Origin of the sequence: Pseudomonas sp. A-B-19 (assembly GCF_019947515.1) — a bacterium.
In the GTDB taxonomy this organism is placed as follows: domain Bacteria; phylum Pseudomonadota; class Gammaproteobacteria; order Pseudomonadales; family Pseudomonadaceae; genus Aquipseudomonas.
Map to the genome: position 1 here is coordinate 313,791 of NZ_JAGYGN010000002.1, position 18,272 is coordinate 332,062.

Annotated in this window: 18 protein-coding genes; 12 read left to right on the forward strand and 6 right to left on the reverse strand. The window is 60.6% G+C overall.

What is annotated here, in order from left to right; all coding sequences use genetic code 11:
• Positions 1 to 7: 7 nt before the first annotated feature.
• Positions 8 to 895: a LysR family transcriptional regulator gene (locus KGA81_RS03550; RefSeq protein WP_223544594.1), complete on the reverse strand. Its 888-nt coding sequence runs from the start codon at positions 893 to 895 to the stop codon at positions 8 to 10.
• 128 nt (positions 896 to 1,023) lie between these two features.
• Between KGA81_RS03550 and lysM the strand changes: the two genes are divergently transcribed.
• On the forward strand, positions 1,024 to 1,464 hold the full coding sequence (lysM, locus tag KGA81_RS03555; protein ID WP_223544595.1) for a peptidoglycan-binding protein LysM: 441 nt from the start codon (positions 1,024 to 1,026) through the stop codon (positions 1,462 to 1,464).
• Between the two features lie 128 nt (positions 1,465 to 1,592).
• Here the strand turns inward: lysM and yrfG are convergent, their stop codons facing one another.
• Complete coding sequence (yrfG, locus tag KGA81_RS03560; protein ID WP_223544596.1) at positions 1,593 to 2,255, reverse strand: GMP/IMP nucleotidase; 663 nt, start codon at positions 2,253 to 2,255, stop codon at positions 1,593 to 1,595.
• Positions 2,256 to 2,343: 88 nt separating this feature from the next.
• Here yrfG and nudE point away from each other — a divergent pair, with 88 nt between their 5' ends.
• Entirely contained in the window at positions 2,344 to 2,910 is a 567-nt protein-coding gene (gene nudE / locus KGA81_RS03565; protein ID WP_150716167.1) for an ADP compounds hydrolase NudE, read from the forward strand.
• Positions 2,907 to 3,734, forward strand: coding sequence for a 3'(2'),5'-bisphosphate nucleotidase CysQ (gene cysQ, locus KGA81_RS03570; protein WP_223544597.1), 828 nt, complete (start codon positions 2,907 to 2,909; stop codon positions 3,732 to 3,734). The genes nudE and cysQ overlap by 4 nt, the downstream gene beginning before the upstream one ends.
• A 137-nt stretch (positions 3,735 to 3,871) precedes the next feature.
• Here the strand turns inward: cysQ and KGA81_RS03575 are convergent, their stop codons facing one another.
• The 4 genes from KGA81_RS03575 to rfbC form a co-directional block, all read right to left on the reverse strand.
• A complete protein-coding gene (locus tag KGA81_RS03575; protein WP_008003181.1) occupies positions 3,872 to 4,327 on the reverse strand; it encodes a YiiD C-terminal domain-containing protein in 456 nt (151 codons plus the stop codon).
• A 41-nt stretch (positions 4,328 to 4,368) separates the two neighbouring features.
• A complete protein-coding gene (locus tag KGA81_RS03580; protein WP_223544598.1) occupies positions 4,369 to 5,763 on the reverse strand; it encodes a sigma-54-dependent transcriptional regulator in 1,395 nt (464 codons plus the stop codon).
• A complete protein-coding gene (locus KGA81_RS03585) occupies positions 5,760 to 7,568 on the reverse strand; it encodes an ATP-binding protein (protein WP_223544599.1) in 1,809 nt (602 codons plus the stop codon). The genes KGA81_RS03580 and KGA81_RS03585 overlap by 4 nt, the downstream gene beginning before the upstream one ends.
• A gap of 93 nt (positions 7,569 to 7,661) precedes the next feature.
• The gene (gene rfbC, locus KGA81_RS03590) at positions 7,662 to 8,207 is read right to left on the reverse strand and encodes a dTDP-4-dehydrorhamnose 3,5-epimerase (protein WP_223544600.1); all 546 of its coding nucleotides are present in this window, start codon (positions 8,205 to 8,207) and stop codon (positions 7,662 to 7,664) included.
• 177 nt (positions 8,208 to 8,384) lie between these two features.
• Between rfbC and KGA81_RS03595 the strand changes: the two genes are divergently transcribed.
• The 9 genes from KGA81_RS03595 (at position 8,385) to KGA81_RS03630 (ending at position 18,252) form a co-directional block, all read left to right on the forward strand.
• Complete coding sequence (locus tag KGA81_RS03595; RefSeq protein WP_223544601.1) at positions 8,385 to 11,297, forward strand: aminotransferase; 2,913 nt, start codon at positions 8,385 to 8,387, stop codon at positions 11,295 to 11,297.
• 276 nt (positions 11,298 to 11,573) lie between these two features.
• Complete coding sequence (gene aguA, locus KGA81_RS03600; RefSeq protein WP_223544602.1) at positions 11,574 to 12,680, forward strand: agmatine deiminase; 1,107 nt, start codon at positions 11,574 to 11,576, stop codon at positions 12,678 to 12,680.
• A 242-nt stretch (positions 12,681 to 12,922) separates the two neighbouring features.
• Positions 12,923 to 13,135, forward strand: a complete 213-nt coding sequence (locus KGA81_RS03605) for a hypothetical protein (RefSeq protein WP_223544603.1) — start codon at positions 12,923 to 12,925, stop codon at positions 13,133 to 13,135.
• Between the two features lie 331 nt (positions 13,136 to 13,466).
• Positions 13,467 to 14,138: a DsbA family protein gene (locus tag KGA81_RS03610; protein WP_223544604.1), complete on the forward strand. Its 672-nt coding sequence runs from the start codon at positions 13,467 to 13,469 to the stop codon at positions 14,136 to 14,138.
• 260 nt (positions 14,139 to 14,398) lie between these two features.
• Positions 14,399 to 15,685, forward strand: coding sequence for an OprD family porin (locus tag KGA81_RS03615; RefSeq protein ID WP_223544605.1), 1,287 nt, complete (start codon positions 14,399 to 14,401; stop codon positions 15,683 to 15,685).
• A 111-nt stretch (positions 15,686 to 15,796) separates the two neighbouring features.
• A complete protein-coding gene (locus tag KGA81_RS29970; RefSeq protein WP_263293227.1) occupies positions 15,797 to 15,928 on the forward strand; it encodes a hypothetical protein in 132 nt (43 codons plus the stop codon).
• 205 nt (positions 15,929 to 16,133) lie between these two features.
• Complete coding sequence (locus KGA81_RS03620) at positions 16,134 to 16,628, forward strand: helix-turn-helix domain-containing protein (protein ID WP_223544606.1); 495 nt, start codon at positions 16,134 to 16,136, stop codon at positions 16,626 to 16,628.
• Positions 16,625 to 17,902 (forward strand): type II toxin-antitoxin system HipA family toxin, encoded by a 1,278-nt coding sequence (locus KGA81_RS03625; protein WP_223544607.1) that lies wholly within the window; start codon positions 16,625 to 16,627, stop codon positions 17,900 to 17,902. The genes KGA81_RS03620 and KGA81_RS03625 overlap by 4 nt, the downstream gene beginning before the upstream one ends.
• A complete protein-coding gene (locus KGA81_RS03630) occupies positions 17,899 to 18,252 on the forward strand; it encodes a DUF1493 family protein (RefSeq protein ID WP_223544608.1) in 354 nt (117 codons plus the stop codon). The genes KGA81_RS03625 and KGA81_RS03630 overlap by 4 nt, the downstream gene beginning before the upstream one ends.
• The last annotated feature ends 20 nt before the right edge of the window (positions 18,253 to 18,272 follow it).

Here is an 18,272-nt window from a genome sequence, read left to right on the forward strand (position 1 = left end):
CCGTCGATCAAACACTGGGCAACGATTGTTGATAGATCGCGAAACAGGCCTCCGCCAAGGCCGAGCGTGGCGCGCTGCGACGCATGATCAGCCCCAGCCGGCCCACGGTCTGGGCGTTTTCGATCGGTTGCAGGCGCAGATGATCGGTCAGCTCTTCCAGACCGCCATCCAACGGCATCACGGCGCAGCACAAGCCGCCGTGCACAGTTTGCAAAAGTTGATGCACGGCATCCGTTTGCAACAGCGGCTGCGGGGTGAGGCCGCGGCTGTGGAAGTTGTGGTCGATGGATTGGCGAAAATGCATGCCGCTGGAGAGCATGCCCAGTGGCAGTTCGATCAATGATTCCCAGCTAAGCGGCGCCTCGCCAAAGCTGAAAAAACGTTGGTCGTAGAGCAGACCCATGCGGGTTTCGCTGAAGGCCAGGGAGTCGAAATGTTCGGTGTCCAGGCGCTCCAGGTAGGAAACACCGAGGTCCAGGCGATTGTTCGCCAGTTGTTCGAGTATTTGCTCCGAACTCAGCGCCGACAGCTCGAAGCGCAGGTTCGGGTGCTCCCCGTGCAGGCGCTGCAGCAGCGGCAGCGGATCGAAACTCGACAGCGGCACCACGCCCAGACGCAACGTACCGACCAGATTGCCGCGACAGGCAGCCGCCTCGGCGTACAAGCCGTCGTACGCCGCCAGCACCGTGCGCGCCCACGCCAGCACTCGCTCGCCCGGCGCCGTAAAACCTTCGAAGCGCTGACCGCGATTGACCAGCGGCAGGTCGAGCTCTTCTTCGAGGCTGCGCAGGCGCATCGACAGTGTCGGTTGCGTAATGTGGCAGCGCGCGGCGGCCTGACCGAAATGGCGGGTTTCGTCGAGCGCGATGAGGAATTTCAGCTGCTTGATGTCCATCTTCGCTCCTGGGCGCGGGAAGAGGCCGATTCTATCGCAAGCGGGGTCATTGGTCGGACTGGATTCGCAAGTGATGGTCGTGGTCTAGGCTTGGTCGTCTGGACCCCGAAACCCAAGGAGAGTGCACCATGAGTCTTTTGAGCTTTGTGAAGGAAGCAGGCGAAAAGCTGCTGGATCTGCTGACGCCTGGCAACGCCAATGCCAGTGAGCAGTTGAAGGAACACATCGGCAAGGTCGGCCTGGGTAACCCGAATGTGCACGCGACGGTCGAGGGTGACAAGGTCACGGTGACCGGCGAAGTGGCGAGCCAGGAAGAGAAGGAAAAGATCCTGTTGGCCGTGGGCAATATTGCCGGGGTGGGCAGTGTGGATGATCAGATTACTGTGACCGGGCCTGTCGTTGCTGCCGCAGTGTTTGTCACCGTGGTGAAGGGCGACACTCTCAGCGCGATTTCCAAGCGTGTGTACGGCGATGCCAACAAGTACAACAAAATATTCGAGGCCAACAAACCAATGCTGTCGCACCCGGACAAGATCTATCCGGGGCAGTCGTTGCGGATTCCTGAGTAAGTCGTCAAACCGCGTGATGGCCATCGCGGGCAAGCCACGCTCCCACAGGATCTGAGCCGTTCACGAAGGATGCGAACGACGCAGATCCTGTGGGAGCGTGGCTTGCCCGCGAAGCAGGCGCCTCGCTATCAAAGCCCAGCAATCAAATCCCGATAATCCCCCACCGCCGCAAACTCCGCCGTATCCTTCGGCCCTTTGCGGCTGTCCGGTTCACGCACGGCCAGCAAATGCGCCACGCCAAAGTCCCGTGCACTGCGCAAAATCGGCAAGGTATCGTCGATGAACAGGCTGCGCGCCGGATCGAAATCGATATCGGCTTGCAGCGCATCCCAGAACTGCGGGTTTTCCTTGGGGAAGCCGTAGTCATGGGAGCTGATCAAGCGCTCGAAGTACGGCGCCAGCTCGACTCTTTCCAGCTTCAACGACAGCGCATCCCGATGGGCATTGGTGATCAGCACCACGCGCTTGCCGGCCCGTTTGATCGCCGCCAGAAAGGTGTCGGCATCCGGGCGCAGGGCGATCAGGTGCGCGGTTTCCAGTTTCAGGTCGCGCACCGACAGCTTCAGTTCGGTGCTCCAGAAATCCAGGCAGTACCACTGCAGCTGGCCGGCATTGCGCTCGAACAACGGCTGCAATTCCATCTCGGCCATGGCCCGGCTGACCCCGTGCAGTTCGGCGTAACGCTGGGGCAGGTGCTCCATCCAGAAGTGGTTGTCGAAATGCAGATCCAGCAGCGTGCCGTCCATGTCCAGCAGAACGGTATCGATGTCGGACCAGGGTAATGAAGGCATGGCAACGTCTCGGGCAGTAGAAAGATTTCTGGCGTAAACAATCGGGAAAGCCGCGTTATAGTAGCGCGTTCACGCCAAGGAGCTTTGCATGCGCCAGAAACCCACCATACTCGCCCGCGAAATTGTCGCCACCAGTCGATTGTTCTGCGTGGAAGAGCTGAAGTTGCGCTTTTCCAACGGCGTGGAGCGCACCTACGAACGCCTGGTCGGCAAGGGTGCCGGGTACGGCGCGGTGATGATCGTGGCGATGCTCGATGCCGAGCATGCGGTACTGGTCGAGGAGTATTGCGGTGGCACCGATGCCTATGAAATGTCGTTGCCCAAGGGTTTGATCGAGCCGGGTGAAGACGTGCTGGCGGCGGCCGAGCGTGAGCTCAAGGAAGAGGCTGGTTTCGGTGCGCGGCAACTGGAGCACCTGACCGAGCTGTCGCTGTCCCCCGGTTACATGAGCCAGAAGATTCAGGTGGTGCTGGCCACCGACCTCTACGAAGAACGTCTGGAAGGCGACGAGCCCGAGCCGATGCGGGTGGACAGGATCAATCTGCGTGAACTCTCGGCGCTGGCGCAAAACCCGCAATTTACTGAAGGCCGTGCCTTGGCGGCGCTATACCTGGCCCGAGACCTGTTGACGCAGCGCGGAGCGTTCCAGCCATGAACTTCCCGCATCCGTTGATGGCGCCGGTCATCGAACTGGCCTTGCAGGCCGGTGAGGCAATCCTGCCGTTCTGGCGCACGGGCACGGCCGTCACGGCAAAGGCTGATGATTCGCCGGTGACCGCTGCTGACCTGGCCGCACACCACCTGATTCTGGCCGGGCTGACGAAACTGGACCCGAGCATACCGGTGCTCTCCGAAGAGGACGCCAACATTCCCCAAAGCGTGCGGGCCGGATGGCAGCGCTGGTGGCTGGTCGATCCGCTGGATGGCACCAAGGAGTTCATCAGCGGCAGCGAAGAGTTCACCGTCAACATCGCCCTGATCGAAAACGGTCGAGTGGTGTTCGGCGTGGTGTCGATGCCGACCAACGGGCGTTTTTACGTCGGTGGCGCCGGCCTCGGTGCCTGGCGCGGCGATAAAGGTGGCACGCCGGTGGCGATCAAGGTGCGTGATGCATTAGCGCCAGGCGAGTCGTTCACCGTGGTGGCCAGCCGTCGTCATTCGAGCCCGGAGCAGGAGCGTTTGCTGGCGGGGTTGAGCGCCAGCCTTGGCGAGCTGCAACTGGCCAATATCGGCAGTTCGCTGAAGTTTTGCCTGCTGGCCGAAGGGGCGGCGGATTGCTATCCGCGCCTGGCACCGACTTCGCAGTGGGACACGGCGGCGGCGCAAGGCGTGCTGGAGGGTGCGGGCGGTGAGGTGCTGGAGTTGAGCGGTGAACCGTTCAGCTATCCGGCGCGGGAGTCGCTGTTGAACCCTTTCTTTCTGGCTTTGCCGGCGAAGGCGGCATGGCGGGACAAGCTGCTGGAATTGGCCCGCACCTGAGATTCACACCTTTCTGTGGCGAGGGAGCTTGCTCCCGTCGGGTCGCGAAGCGGCCCCAATGCTTTATTGATTGCGGCTACTGCGTAGCCTGGCGGGAGCAAGCTCCCTCGCCACAGGGTTTCTTACCAATCTGAAGTTCAGCGGTGCAACACGTACTGCCCGACAAACCTCACCGCATCCTCGTCACGGCCTTCATTGACGACCCGCGTATGCAGCGTCAGCCGCGCTCGGCTGTATCGCTGGAAGGTGGTCAGGAATTTCTTCCAGATCACCGGATCCGGTGCCTGGCAAATGGCGTTGGCATCGCCCGTCACTGGCAGCGGATAGCTGATCTGCCCTTCCTGAATCACGATATGACCGTCGGTAATGCCTTCCTCCTTGAGGCGCAAATGCAGCCAGCCCCAACCGGCCAGGACCGCGCCGCAATACAGGCTGCCGCCAAACATGGTGCTCTTGTGGTTGACGTTGGCTTCCAGCGGCAAGTGCAGGCGCAGTTGCTGGTCATGCCAGTCGAGCACTTTGAGGCCCATGTCCCGGGTGAGGGGAATGTCGTGATGAAGGACTGATTCCAGTTGTCGACTGTCGCGGCTCATTCAAGGGCTCTCTTGCTTGAAGTGGATGATTGGACGGTAGCTCAGTCGAGGTCGTCAGGATGGGCCGAGGCGCCACTGTCGGCGAAACTCAGACCGTGTTTACGCAGCTTGTCGTGCAGGGTCTTGCGCGGAATGCCGAGGGCTTCGGCGACGCTGCGCACGGAGCTGTGCGAGCGTGCCAGTTCGGCGGCGATGAGTGCTTTTTCGAAGTTCTCCACTTGCTCGCTCAAACCGCCGCTGACGGCTTCGACCCTGTTGCCACCAGCGCCTTGCGGCGTGTTGTCGTCGAGGGCCAGTTCCAGCCCGAGGGCAAAGCGTTCGGCCGCATTTTGCAGCTCGCGCACGTTGCCGGGCCAAGTGTGGCGCAGCAGCAAGGCACGTTGTCCCGGTTGCAGTTCATGGGGTGGCAAGCCGTGGCGGGCACTGGCTTCATCGGCGAAATGCTGGAACAGCATCAGCGCATCTTCGCCCCGTTCGCGCAATGGTGGAATCCGCAATGGCGCGACATTCAGGCGGTAATACAAGTCGGCACGGAAACGTCCTTGATCGGCCGCCTGGCGCAGATCCTCCTTGGTGGCGGCGATGATGCGGATGTCCAGCGGGATCAGTTGATTGCCGCCCAGGCGTTCGACTACCCGTTCTTGCAGCAGGCGCAGCAACTTGACCTGCACATCCAGGCTCATGCTTTCGATTTCATCGAGGAACAACGTGCCGCCATTGGCGAATTCGAACTTGCCGATGCGGCGTTTCTGCGCACCGGTGAAGGCACCGGGTTCGTGGCCGAACAGCTCGCTTTCAACCACCGATTCGGCCAGGGCACCGGCGTTGATCGCCACGAACGGACCGTTGCGACGGCTTGATAAATCGTGCAGCGCCCGGGCCACGACTTCCTTGCCAGCGCCGGTTTCGCCGAGGATCAGCACATCGGCCTTGGTCGCCGCCAGGGCACCGATCTGCTCGCGCAGGCGCAGCATCGAAGGTGAGTGGCCAACCAGGCGGGCGCTCAGTTCATTGCGGTCGCTCAAGGCCAACCGCAGGCTGCGGTTGTCCAGCACCAGCCGACGCAGGGCCAGCGCTCGGCGCACGCTGTCGAGCAGGGCGTCGCTGGCGAAGGGCTTTTCCAGAAAATCATAGGCCCCGGCGCGCATGGCCTGCACGGCCAGCGGCACATCGCCGTGGCCGGTGATCAACAGCACCGGCAGCTCAGGGTCCTGGGCGTGCAGTTCGCTCAGCAGTTCGAGACCGTCCATGCCGGGCATGCGAATATCACTGACCACCACACCCGGCCAGTCACGCTCCAGTTGCGCGGCCAGGCCCTTGGCTTCGGCCATCGGCAGGATTTTCAGGCCCGCCAGATCCAGCGTCTGGCTCAGTGCCTGGCGCAGGTGGGGATCGTCGTCGATCAACACGACCTGAATGCGGTTGTCGATGGTCATGCACTTCGGTCCTCGGACGGTTGCAGGCTCACGCCCGGTGCGCCTGCGCGCAGCTTCAGGGTAATCAGGGCGCCGCCCTCCTTGTGATTGGCGAACGACAGTTCACCGCCGAAGGCGCGCATCAGGGTTTCGCAAATCGCCAGCCCCAAACCCAGGCCCTGGGTTCGGGTCTTGGTGGTGTAGAACGGCTCGCTGGCGCGCCCAAGGGCTTCCATGCAAAAGCCGGGGCCGTTGTCGCGAATGTACAGGTTGACGCCATCGGCCGTGGATTGGGCACTTAGCCAGAGTTTACGTGGCGGGCCTTTTTCCGTCAGGGCATCCAGGGCGTTGGCCAGCAGATTGCCGAGTACCTGGCGCAGGCGGGTTTCCCCGGCCTCGACCCACAGGGTGGCGGCGGGCAAGTCGCGGATCAGCTCGACTTCCATGCTGCGTCGACGCTTGGCCAGCAAGGCCAGGGCATCGTCCAGCGCCGGTTGCAGGGCGACGCTTTCCGGGGCATGCCGATCGCGCCGGGCGAAGGCGCGCAAGTGGGCGATGATCGAGGCCATGCGACCGGTCAATTCGCTGATCAGTTTGAGGTTGCCACGGGCATCGTCGGTGCGCTGGTGATCGAGCAGTACCTCGGCATTTTCCGCGTAGCTGCGAATCGCTGCCAGCGGCTGATTGAGTTCGTGGCTGATGCTCGCCGACATGGTGCCCAGTGCCGACAACTTGCCGGCCTGCACCAGATCATCCTGGGCGCGTACCAGCTCCTGCTGGGCGTGTTCGCGCTCCAGCACTTCCTGTTTCAGGCGCCGGTTCAGGCCTTCGAGATCGCTGGTGCGTTCGGCGACCCGGCCTTCCAGCTCGCGCCGGGCCTTGGCTTCGAAAGCAATGCGCTCGAGGTAATGGCGGCGGCGCTGCATCATCAGGCCGAGCAGCAGCATCAACACCAGCAACGCTGCACCACCGATGGCCACCACCGTGCGCACCGGGCGGTCGATCAAGGTGCGCGGGGCCAGGATGCTGACGTCCCAGCCGGTTTCGGCGATTTGCCGGGTCTGGGTCAGCCAGGCATTGGGATTGAGCTTCAGCGGTTTTGGATCACGGGTTGGATAAGGTTGAATCGCGGTGATGGCTTTGCCTTCTTCCTCGTTCAACGGGCGGGTCGAGCGGAATCGCCACTCCGGTCGCGAGGTGAGAATGACCACGCCGTTGTGGTCGGTCACCAGCAGTTGTTCCGGGGTTTTGCCCCAGAGGCTTTCGGTGTGGTCGAGGTCGACCTTGACCACCAGTACGCCGACGATTCTTTCGACATCGCGTACGCCGGCGGCAAAAAAGTAGCCGCGCTTGGCGGAGGTCGTGCCCAGACCGAAAAAGCGCCCGAGCCGCCCGGCCATGGCTTCGCTGAAATACGGCCGGAAGGAAAAATTGCGCCCGACGAAACTGTCTTGCTTGTCCCAGTTGGAGGCGGCCAGGGTCTTGCCGTTGGCGTCCATCAGGTACATGACTTCGGCGCCGGTCTGGGTGGCGATGTTTTTCAGCAGGCGGTTAGCGTTGCCTTGGGTGACGCCATCGTCCGGTGCGCCGAGCACGGCGCGCAAGGCCGGCAGGTCGCCGAGGATCTGCGGCAACACTTCATAGCGATGCAGAGTGCCCAGCAGGTTGGCGACGTAGAGGTCGAGGGTCTGACGATTCTGACTGGCCAGCTCGCTGCGGTAGTAACGCTCGGCGAGATGCTGCAGCGGCCACAGCAACGGCGCCAGGCACAGTGCCAGCAGGGCCAGGCTGCGCCAACGGGGTCTGCGAGGGAGAGTCGGTTTCATGAGCAGCATGCGCCTGTGGGTACAGGCGCATTATGCCTAGGCTTGCCCGCCTTGGGTCAGATGCATCTTGATAGGCGAGCTTCAGCCGGCCTTTCAGGCAAAGACGTCGGCGTCCTTGAAAAATACCCCGGCCTGATCTTTCGCCGACAGCTGCGGCGTGCCCTCCAGTTGCCAGTCGATGGCCAGGTCCGGGTCGTCCCAGCGAATGCTGCGCTCGGCGGAGGGCGTGTAGTAGTCGGTGGTTTTGTAAAGGAACTCGGCAAACTCGCTCAATACCACGAACCCGTGGGCGAAACCTTCCGGGACCCACAGCTGACGATGGTTGTCGGCAGACAGGCGCACAGCGACCCATTTACCGAAGTGCGGTGAGCTGCGACGGATGTCTACAGCGACGTCCAGCACTTCACCGACCGTGACGCGAACCAGTTTTCCCTGGGTATTTTCCAGTTGGTAATGCAGACCGCGTAGCACGCCCTTCTGCGAGCGGGAGTGATTGTCTTGAACGAATTCAGTGTCCAGTCCGGTGGCCTCTTTGAAGGCCCGGGCGTTGAAACTCTCGTAGAAGAAACCACGTTCGTCACCAAAGACCTTGGGTTCGAGGATCAGAACACCGGGCAGGTCGGTGGTCACTACATTCATGGCGGTTCTCCAGCAGTGTGCGTTGAATGGCCGCCATTCTTGCGCAAAGCGCCGACCGAGGCGAGTGCCAGAACGAAGCCCGCTCCCACAAATGCCCTCATACCGGCTTGCGGGGGGTTGCGTATCGCCCGAACCAGTGGCGATATAGGCGCCTAATAAAATTTCAGGGGTCGTTGTATGCCGCTCGCCACGTTGATTCATCGCGCCAGTTTGCCCAGCCCGCAGGTGTCTGCGGAGCAAGCGCTAGAGCTGCTGGAAGAACATTACGGGTTCAGCGGCAGGTTGCAGGCCCTTGGCAGCCAGCAAGACCTGAACTACCGCGTCGACAGCGAGCGGGGACGTTTCGTCCTGAAAATCTGCCGTGGCGACTACTCGGTACTGGAGCTTCAGGCGCAACATGCCGGGCTCAGTCACTTGGGCGAGCACCCCGATGTGCATGTGCCGCGTGTCATCGCGGCGAAAAACGGTGCGGACCTGCTGTCGCTGGACGTGGGTGGTCAGGCAGTGCACGTTCGCCTGCTCGATTACATCGAAGGCCAGCCGCTGACGAGCCTCGGCCACTTCAACCCGACGGTGGTGTCCGGCTTCGGGCGCCTGTGCGGCGAAATGGACCTGGCCCTGGCGGATTTCGACCACCCGGGCCTGGTGCGAACCCTGCAATGGGACGCCCGTCATGCGCACGCCCTGATCGCGCACTTGCTGCCGGTGATCAAGGATCAAGCCCGGCGCAAGCTGATCGTCGAAGCGTCCGCGCAAGCCGAGCGGCATTTGCAGCCACTGCAGGACAAGCTGCCGGTGCAGGCCATTCACATGGACATCACCGACGACAACGTAGTGTGGCAGCGCGATGCACAGCGCCATTGGCAGCTGCAAGGCGTGATCGATTTCGGTGACCTGGTGCGCACCTGGCGCATTACCGATCTGTCGGTGACCTGCGCCGCGCTGCTGCATCATGGCGAGGGCGATCCGTTCTGCATTTTGCCGGCCATTCAGGCGTATCACGCGGTCAACCCGTTGCAACACGAAGAACTGCTGGCGCTGTGGCCGCTGATCGTCGCCCGCGCGGCGGTGTTGGTGCTCAGCGGCGAACAGCAGGTCAGCATCGATCCGGGCAATGCCTACAGCCGCGACAACCTGGTCCATGAATGGGAAATCTTCCGTGTGGCCACGTCGGTGCCATTGGCGTTGATGGAAGCGGCGATCCTCACCGCCGTCGGCCAGAACCTGCCCACCATCTGCAGTGAAGGCTTTGCGCCGCTGTTGCCGAGCCTGGTGGGGCGTGAGTTCGCCTTGATCGACCTGGGTGTGCTCAGCCCGCATTTCGAAGCCGGGAACTGGGAGCAGGAGGATGTCGATCAGCGCCTGCTGGATGAAGCCGCTGCGGCACATGGCCTGGCGGCCAGTCGCTACGGACAATACCGCCTGTCCCACACCCGCCCGGACAGCGCCACTGAACCGGACACTTGCCCGTTGCACGTCGAATTGCGCGTGCCTCAGGGCACGGCGGTCGAAGCGCCGTTTGCCGGGGTGGTGCATCACCCATCGGCGGGCGTGCTGCAGCTGGACGGTCCGCAATTGAGTGTGCGGCTTTGGGGCGTCACGCCGTCGCTGCACAGCGGCGCAGCACTGGTCAAAGGCCAGGTACTGGGCTCGGTCAACGGGCCGCTGATCGTGCAACTGTGCCGTGGCGCGTCGATCGATGCGCCGTTGTTCTGTGCACCTTCGCGCGCGGCGGCCTGGCAAGCGTTGTGCCCATCGCCGGCAGCGTTGCTGGGGCTGGCGTGTGACGCCGAAGCCGAGCTCGACGCAGCGACCTTGCTGGCCCGGCGCGACGCCAGTTTCGCCCGTACGCAAAAACATTATTACGTCGACCCGCCGCGCATCGAACGCGGCTGGCGCAACCATTTGATCGACATGCAGGGCCGTTCCTACCTCGACATGCTCAACAACGTTGCGGTATTGGGCCACGGTCACCCGCGCATGGCGGCGGTTGCCAGTCGCCAGTGGTCGTTGCTCAACACCAACTCGCGCTTCAACTACGCGGCCGTGGCCGAGTTCTCCGAACGTTTGCTGAAGCTGTCCCCTGACGGCATGGACCGGGTGTTCCTGGTCAACAGCGGTAGCGAGGCCAACGACCTGGCGATTCGCCTGGCGTGGGCCTACAGCGGCGGCCGCGACATGCTCAGCGTGCTGGAGGCCTATCACGGCTGGACGGTGGGAGCCGACTCGGTGTCGACCTCGATCGCCGACAACCCCAAAGCCTTGAGCAGTCGCCCGGACTGGGTGCACCCGGTGACCGCGCCAAACACCTATCGCGGTGAATTCCGTGGCCTCGACAGCGCGCCGGATTATGTGCGCAGCGTCGAACACAACCTGGCGAAAATCGCCGGGCAGAAACGCCAACTGGCCGGTTTCATTTGCGAGCCGGTGTATGGCAATGCCGGCGGTATCTCGCTGCCACCGGGCTACCTGAAACAGGTTTATGCAATGGTGCGCGCCCAGGGCGGCGTGTGCATCGCCGACGAAGTGCAGGTCGGCTACGGGCGTATGGGGGATTTCTTCTGGGGTTTCGAAGAGCAAGGCGTGGTACCGGACATCATCACCATGGCCAAGGGCATGGGTAATGGCCAGCCACTGGGCGCGGTCATCACCCGCCGGGAAATCGCCGAGGCGCTGGAGGCCGAGGGTTACTTCTTCTCGTCCGCCGGCGGCAGCCCGGTCAGCTGCCAGGTCGGCATGGCTGTGCTGGATGTGATGGAAGAAGAAAAGCTCTGGGAGAACGCCCAGCTCGTTGGCGGGCACTTCAAGAAGCGCCTCGAAGCGTTGATCGATATTCATCCGTTAGTGGGCGCGGTGCATGGTTCCGGTTTCTACCTGGGCGTCGAACTGATCCGCAACCGCGAAACCCTGGAGCCGGCCACCGAAGAAACCGCTGCACTGTGCGATCGCTTGCGTGAGCTGGGGATTTTCATGCAGCCGACCGGCGACTACCTGAACATCCTCAAGATCAAGCCGCCGATGGTCACTTCGCGCCAGAGTGTGGATTTCTTCGTGGACATGCTGTCGAAGGTGCTCGCAGAAGGCCTGTAAACACCTACCTCTGTAGGAGCGAGCTGGCTCGCGATAGCGGTCTGATAGTCAACGTATCTGGTGACTGACACGACCCCATCGCGAGCAAGCTTGCTCCCACATGGATAGCGGCATTAATTCGATTGATATCGGCTTTTTATCGATTGTTTTTGTAACGGTGCATGCAAGGCGCTTTAAAAGCCGATATTTATCGGATATAAAGTGGCACAGTCCACAGCGTGTACCAATGCGCTTCCATTTCTGTCAGGCATCAATGCCACTCCGGAGTCCTGAGCCATGACCACGTTGAACAGCACCCCTCGCGCCGACGGCTTCTACATGCCAGCCGAATGGGCCCCCCAAACCCAGACCTGGATGATCTGGCCCGAGCGCCCGGACAACTGGCGCCTGGGGGGCAAACCGGCACAAGCCGCGCATGTGGCAGTGGCCAAGGCCATCGCTCGTTTCGAGCCGGTGACCGTGGCGGTTTCCGCCGGCCAGTACGAAAACGCCCGTGCCCGTCTGGACGTGCCGAATATCCGTGTGGTGGAAATGTCCAGCGACGACGCCTGGGTCCGCGACTCCGGTCCGACCTTCGTCATCAACAACAGTGGCGAAGTCCGTGGCGTGAACTGGGACTTCAACGCCTGGGGCGGCTTCGACGGCGGCTTGTATTCGCCGTGGAACCGCGACTCGCAGGTGGGTGGCAAGATCCTCGAGATCGAGCGCAGCCCGCGCTACCGCACCGAAGGCTTCGTGCTGGAAGGCGGCTCGATTCACGTCGACGGCGAAGGCACCCTGATCACCACCGAAGAATGCCTGCTCAACCGCAATCGCAACCCGCACATGAATCGTGCGCAAATCGAAGCGGTGCTGAATGCGAACCTGGCTGTGGATAAAATCATCTGGCTACCGGATGGCTTGTTCAACGACGAAACCGACGGCCATGTGGATAACTTCTGCTGCTACGTGCGTCCGGGTGAAGTGCTGTTGGCCTGGACCGATGATCCACAGGACCCTAACTACCCGCGCTGCCAGGCGGCGATGAACGTGCTGCAAAGCAGCACCGATGCCAAGGGTCGCCCGTTCACGGTGCACAAAATGCCGATCCCGGGTCCGCTGTTTGCGACCGAAGAAGAGTGTGCCGGTGTCGATCCGGTGGATAGTACGCAGGAGCGTAACCCGACTGTCCGTCTGGCCGGTTCCTACGTGAATTTCCTGATCGTCAACGGCGGCATCATCGCACCGAGCTTTGACGACCCGCAGGATGGCCCGGCGAAAGAGATCTTGCAGCACCTGTTCCCACAGCATGAAGTGGTGATGGTGCCTGGTCGCGAACTGTTACTGGGTGGCGGCAATATTCACTGCCTTACCCAGCAACAACCCGCGCCGCACAAGGAGTGAGTGAGGTCGTAACAGCTTGAGTTGATTGCGAAATCCCTCAGGCTGCCGATTAGCCACCAGCGTTGCACGGAGCCCGCGGCCCTTCAGGCCTGCGGGCTTTTTTGTATCCGCTTGGCCACACTTCAGAAACCTTGGCACAGCTCTTGTATCTCTGCTGTTGTACTCGGGGTGGGGAGGACTTCGATGTTCTGTCATAAACCTCGGATAAGTTAGCCGCTCACAATCCGGGAGAGAGCGCTGAAATGAACGCCGAAATGAATGTTGTGGGCGAAAAGGCGTTGCATCCCCTGGCAGTAAACAGCGAATCGCTCCAGATCCTGGCGCACTGGTTCAAGTCCAATGGAATGCGTCAGATCAGCGAAACTGATCCGCGCCGGACAATGATCGAGCGTTACCCTGCTGGTTTATTCAGCGAGGCGGAACTGGATGCGTTGTGGGATGTAATGGAAGGATAAGAAGAGAAGAACAACGGATTGATCAAAAAAAGCGCTGCCGGGATGGCAGCGTTTTTTTTGCGCGGGTTTTGTATGAACGAGGAGCTGGCTTGCCAGCGAAGGCCATCTGTCATGCACCATCAATGTTGAATGTGCAAACCTCTTCGCTGGCAAGCCAGCTCCTACAGTTTTGTGGTGTTCAGGTGACGGTCCCCTCACGCTACGCGGCGCCCGGCTCGTTCCTGCAGGAGCATTCGACCGATTCCTGAAACAGACTGAAAGCCGTTCCAGTGTTTTTCAGGCATGAACTCAGGACTAACCTGCCGGCATCGATTTTTGCCGGAGCCTTGCCATGATCCTCCACTACATCTACGACCCCTTGTGCGGTTGGTGCTACGGCGCCAAACCGCTGGTGCAGGCCGCCCAGGCTGTACTGCCCGTGATTGTCCACGGCGGCGGCATGATGACGGGTGCCCATCGGCAAAAGGTTTCGCCACAATTGCGCAATTACGTGATGCCCCACGATCGGCGTATCGCCGAATACAGCGGGCAGCCGTTCGGTGAAGCCTATTTCGAAGGTTTGCTGCGTGATCACAGCGCCGTGTTCGACTCGGCGCCCCCCATCGCTGCGGTGCTGGCTGCCGAGAAAATGGGAGGTCGCGGGCTGGAGCTCCTGGGGCGTTTGCAAAGTGCTCACTACGCGGAGGGGCGCCGCATTGCCGACGAATCGGTACTGTTTGAACTGGCCCATGGCATGGGGCTGGGCCGTCAGGCCTTCGAAAGCGCCTTCAGGGCGGCCGACACCGATGGCCATATCAGCAACAGCCGGGCTCTGTTGGCCAAGGTGGGTGGGCAGGGTTTTCCGACCCTGGCGCTTGAGCGCAATGGCCAATTCACCCTGATCGACATCGGACCATGGCTGGGTAAAGCCCAGGCATTTGCGCAGTGGCTGAGTCAGTCGCTGCCGGATCAGGACTCATCCAGTTCCGCAGCAGTCTGCGGTCTCGAAGGCTGTGTCGATTGAATAGTCCTGCCGCACAAAGCAATTTCTTAGACGTTTGTCGCCTATTTAAAGACGATTCATGAAATTGACACATCGTTGAGGGCGCGGCTACGATTCGGCCCAACGCCTGTGGCCAACCGCCACGACTCAAAAACAATAAAAGGCCCGCCGCGAGAAATCGTGGGCGGGCCTTTTTGTTTTCGCATTGAAACAAGAGCGCGATAGCGCCGTTTCGGCCGTTCGACACAGTGCGTATCAACCGTATCAAGGAAAAAAACAAAATGTTGAACAAGCGAATCAGCCTCATCGCTCTGGGGATGTTGAGCGCTACACAGGCCATGGCGAACGACCAGGCCGAATCCAAGGGTTTTGTTGAAGACAGTAGCCTCAAAGTGCTGCTGCGCAATGCTTACATGAACCGTGACTTCAAAGACGGCAACCCGGATAAATCCGAGTGGGGCCAGGCAGCCATCGGCACGTTCTCGTCCGGCTTCACCCAAGGCACCGTGGGTGTGGGTGTGGATGCTTTCGGGCTGTACGCACTGAACCTGGAACGCAGCGAAGACCGTAGCGGCGCCCAAGGCATCGACTTCTTCAAAAAGGGCGACAGCGGCCAGCCGGCTGACGACCTGTCCAAGGGCGGCGCAGCGATCAAGTTCCGCCTGTCCAGCACCACCCTGACCTACGGCGACCAGATGCCGGCCCTGCCGGTGCTGAACTACGACAACTCGCGCCTGCTGCCGGAAAGCTACACCGGCACCTTGATCACCTCCAAAGAGATCAAAGGCCTGCAACTGGATGCCGGTCGTTTCACCGCCGAATCGCGCAAAAGCGCTGAAGGCCGTGACAGCGGTGGCTTGAAGTCGATCAATGTATTGGGCGGTAGCTACCAGTTCACCGAGCAATTCAAGGCCGCGCTGTACGCTTCCGACGTCGAAGACGTGCTGAAGAAACAATACGTGAACGCCAACTATGTGTTCCCGATCGACAAGGATCAGTCGCTGACCCTGGACTTCAACGGCTACCGCACCAAGCTGGACGATTCCTACGTTCGCGAAAACGGCATCACCGGCGACGACAACAAGATCTGGAGCCTGGCGGCCACCTTCATCACCGGCCCGCACTCGTTCACCCTCGCGCATCAGCGCAGCACCGGCGACAGCAACCTGGGCTACGCCTACGGTGGCTACCAGAAAGACCAGGGGCGCATCGGCGACGGTGGCAACACCATCCTCCTGGCGAACTCCTACTGGTCCGACTTCAACGCCGAAGACGAACGCAGCTGGCAGGTGGGCTACGGCCTGGACTTCAGCACCTTCGGTGTTCCGGGCCTGAGCTACAACGTGGCCTACGTGCGCGGCGACAACATCACCACGTCCACCAGCGAAGGCGGCACCGAGCGCGAGATCTTCAACCAGATCAAATACGTCGTCCAAAGCGGCCCGGCCAAAGACCTCAGCGTGAAACTGCGCAGCTCGGTCCTGCGCGTGTCGCAGAAGTCGAGCGAGTACAACGTCAGCGGCAACGAAGTGCGTGTGTTCGTGGATTACCCGATCAATATCTTTTGATGATCGGTTGTGGCGTCCAGGCCTGATGCAAGGCTGAGAATGAAGAAGCCCCGACTGGTTCGGGTCTTAATGAGATGGTCAGCCTGACCGAGAAGCCCTGCTGGTTTACGCTTGCAGGGCTTTTCTCGTTTTCGGCCGTTGATCCCGCACATCACCCACGCCCTCTACCTGCTGACCCAGGACGTCGGCGACCTGCTCAAAGTCGCCCAGCAACGCATGCCGAACTGGAAAGCCCCAGCCTGACGCCGTTCATCAGAACACCAAAGTGGAATTATTCTGGCTGTTTAAACACAAAACAGCTGGAATAATGGCAGCTGGCATGTCTTCCTGAAGGAAATCAGCGTCACGAGAATGATGTCTTTTCCAATGCCCCCAATCGCAGTTCACTTTTTCCTTTAAGTGCTATTATTCTGGCAGTTACAGCACCTTAATGAAGGAATATTGGCACATGGCCAAGAAGACAGCTCCACTCTTGCCCGCCGCTTCCAGACTGCTTTCCGAGTTCGGCGAGCGACTGAAACTCGCTCGACTTCGCCGCAAACTCACAGCCAAACAAGTCGCCGAGAGGTCGGGCATGTCACTGACAACCTTGCGCTCTCTGGAATCAGGTGGTTCAGGGGTGACCATCGGCGCCTACCTGTCTGTCATGCAAGTTCTGGGTCTGGAAAAAGACTTGAACAAACTCGCGGCAACCGATGAAGTGGGGCGGCAACTGCAGGACGCACAACTCAAACCCAAGGCAACCTCAGCCAAAGACTCGAACCGACGAGTACGCAGAATAAGCACAGCAAAAAAAGCCTCTCCAATACCTGAAAAAGACACTGGAGTGATTGAAAGTACCACCCACACAGAAGATCTATCCGCTGACTTCCCCTTCAACACCCACTCACTTTCCAGTCTGTTGACCAAGAAAAAAACCAAGCCCGCGACAGGTGAAAAATGACGCAGATTGCGGTGTATGCCGATTGGGAATCCTTGAAAGGGCCCAGACGTCTCGGTTTCTTGCATGCCCGAAAGGCCCGCTCCACGGACGTCTTCGAATTTGAATACGACGCCGCTGCGCTAGCGGATCCTGAGTTGAACTTCACACCGCTGGACCCTCGAATCGGGCTCTATGAAGGTCGTCAGTTTCCGGGGCAGCACCAAAGCCGATTTGGCGTGTTCGCTGATTCAAGCCCGGATCGATGGGGCCAACTGTTGATGAAGCGGCGACTGGAGCGCGATATTCGCGACGGTTTGGCTGCCAAAGGCAGCAAGCTCTACGAGTCGGATTTCCTGTTAGGCGTGCATGACCTCTATCGGGTCGGTGCGATCCGCTACAAACTCAATGACCAAGGCAACTTTCTCGATGATCGTGATGGCGTGGCCGCCCCACCGTTCATTGAGCTGCGGACGTTGGAACAAGCAAGCCGAGCTCTGGAAAACGATCCGGACAACACCTCACTCGATGGCCGCGAGTGGCTGAGAATGCTGATCGCACCTGGAGGCTCACTGGGTGGCGCCCGCCCCAAGGCCAGTGTTGCAGACGAGCAGGGGCACTTGTGGATTGCCAAGTTCCCCAGCACCCGCGATGACTACGACATAGGCGCCTGGGAACTGGTGGTCAATGCCTTGGCCAATCATTGTGGCTTGCGCGTCGCGACCGGCATCGCCCGACGCTATGCCAGCGACCATCACTGCTTCATGGTCAAGCGCTTCGATCGCACCGAACGGGGTGGCCGATTGCATTTTGCCTCAGCCATGACCATGACCGACCGAGTTGACGTTGACGACGCGTCCGTCGGTGCGAGCTACCTTGAGTTGGCCGAAGTGCTCATGGAACACGGCTCTGAAACCAAAGCAGACCTGCGAGAGTTGTGGTCTCGAATTGTGTTCAACATCCTGGTCTCCAACACCGACGACCACCTGCGCAACCATGGTTTTATCCTTGATCCGGGTCGGGGATGGCGATTGTCTGCCGCCTATGACATGAACCCGGTGGCTCACGCTGACGGCTTGAAGCTCAACATCACCGATACCGACAACGCCCTGGATCTGGAGCTGGCCCGGGAAGTCGCGGAGTATTTTCGGGTCAGTCGCGCGGATGCAGAAAACATCATCGACAGCTTCAAAGAGGTTGTCAGCCAATGGCCAACACTAGCGGGGGCTTTGGGACTGTCGAAACGTGAGCAGGATAATATGGCGCCTGCATTTCGATTAGCGGAACCTACGCAATGAACCTCGCCCCCAACTTCCCCGACGACCACTTGATGCAGCAACTCATGCAACTGCTGCACGAAGAAATCGGCCTGCCCGAACGCAAAACCATCAGCCTCGGTACCTCGATCAATTTTGACCTGGGCTGCAATGGTGCAGACGCCCGGCATTTGATCGAAACCCTGGAAGACCACTTCGTCATCGATTTCGTGGATTTCGACAGTTATCGCTATTTCCAGCCCGACGGCTTTGACGTGAATCTAAAGCGAAAAGCCAAGGGTCGCGGCGAGAAGGTGCCTTTGACCATCGGCATGCTCTTTCGGGCCATCAAGGCCCAACGCTGGGACACGCAGGAGTTGGAAGGCCTGTAACGACACGCACGAAAAAGCCG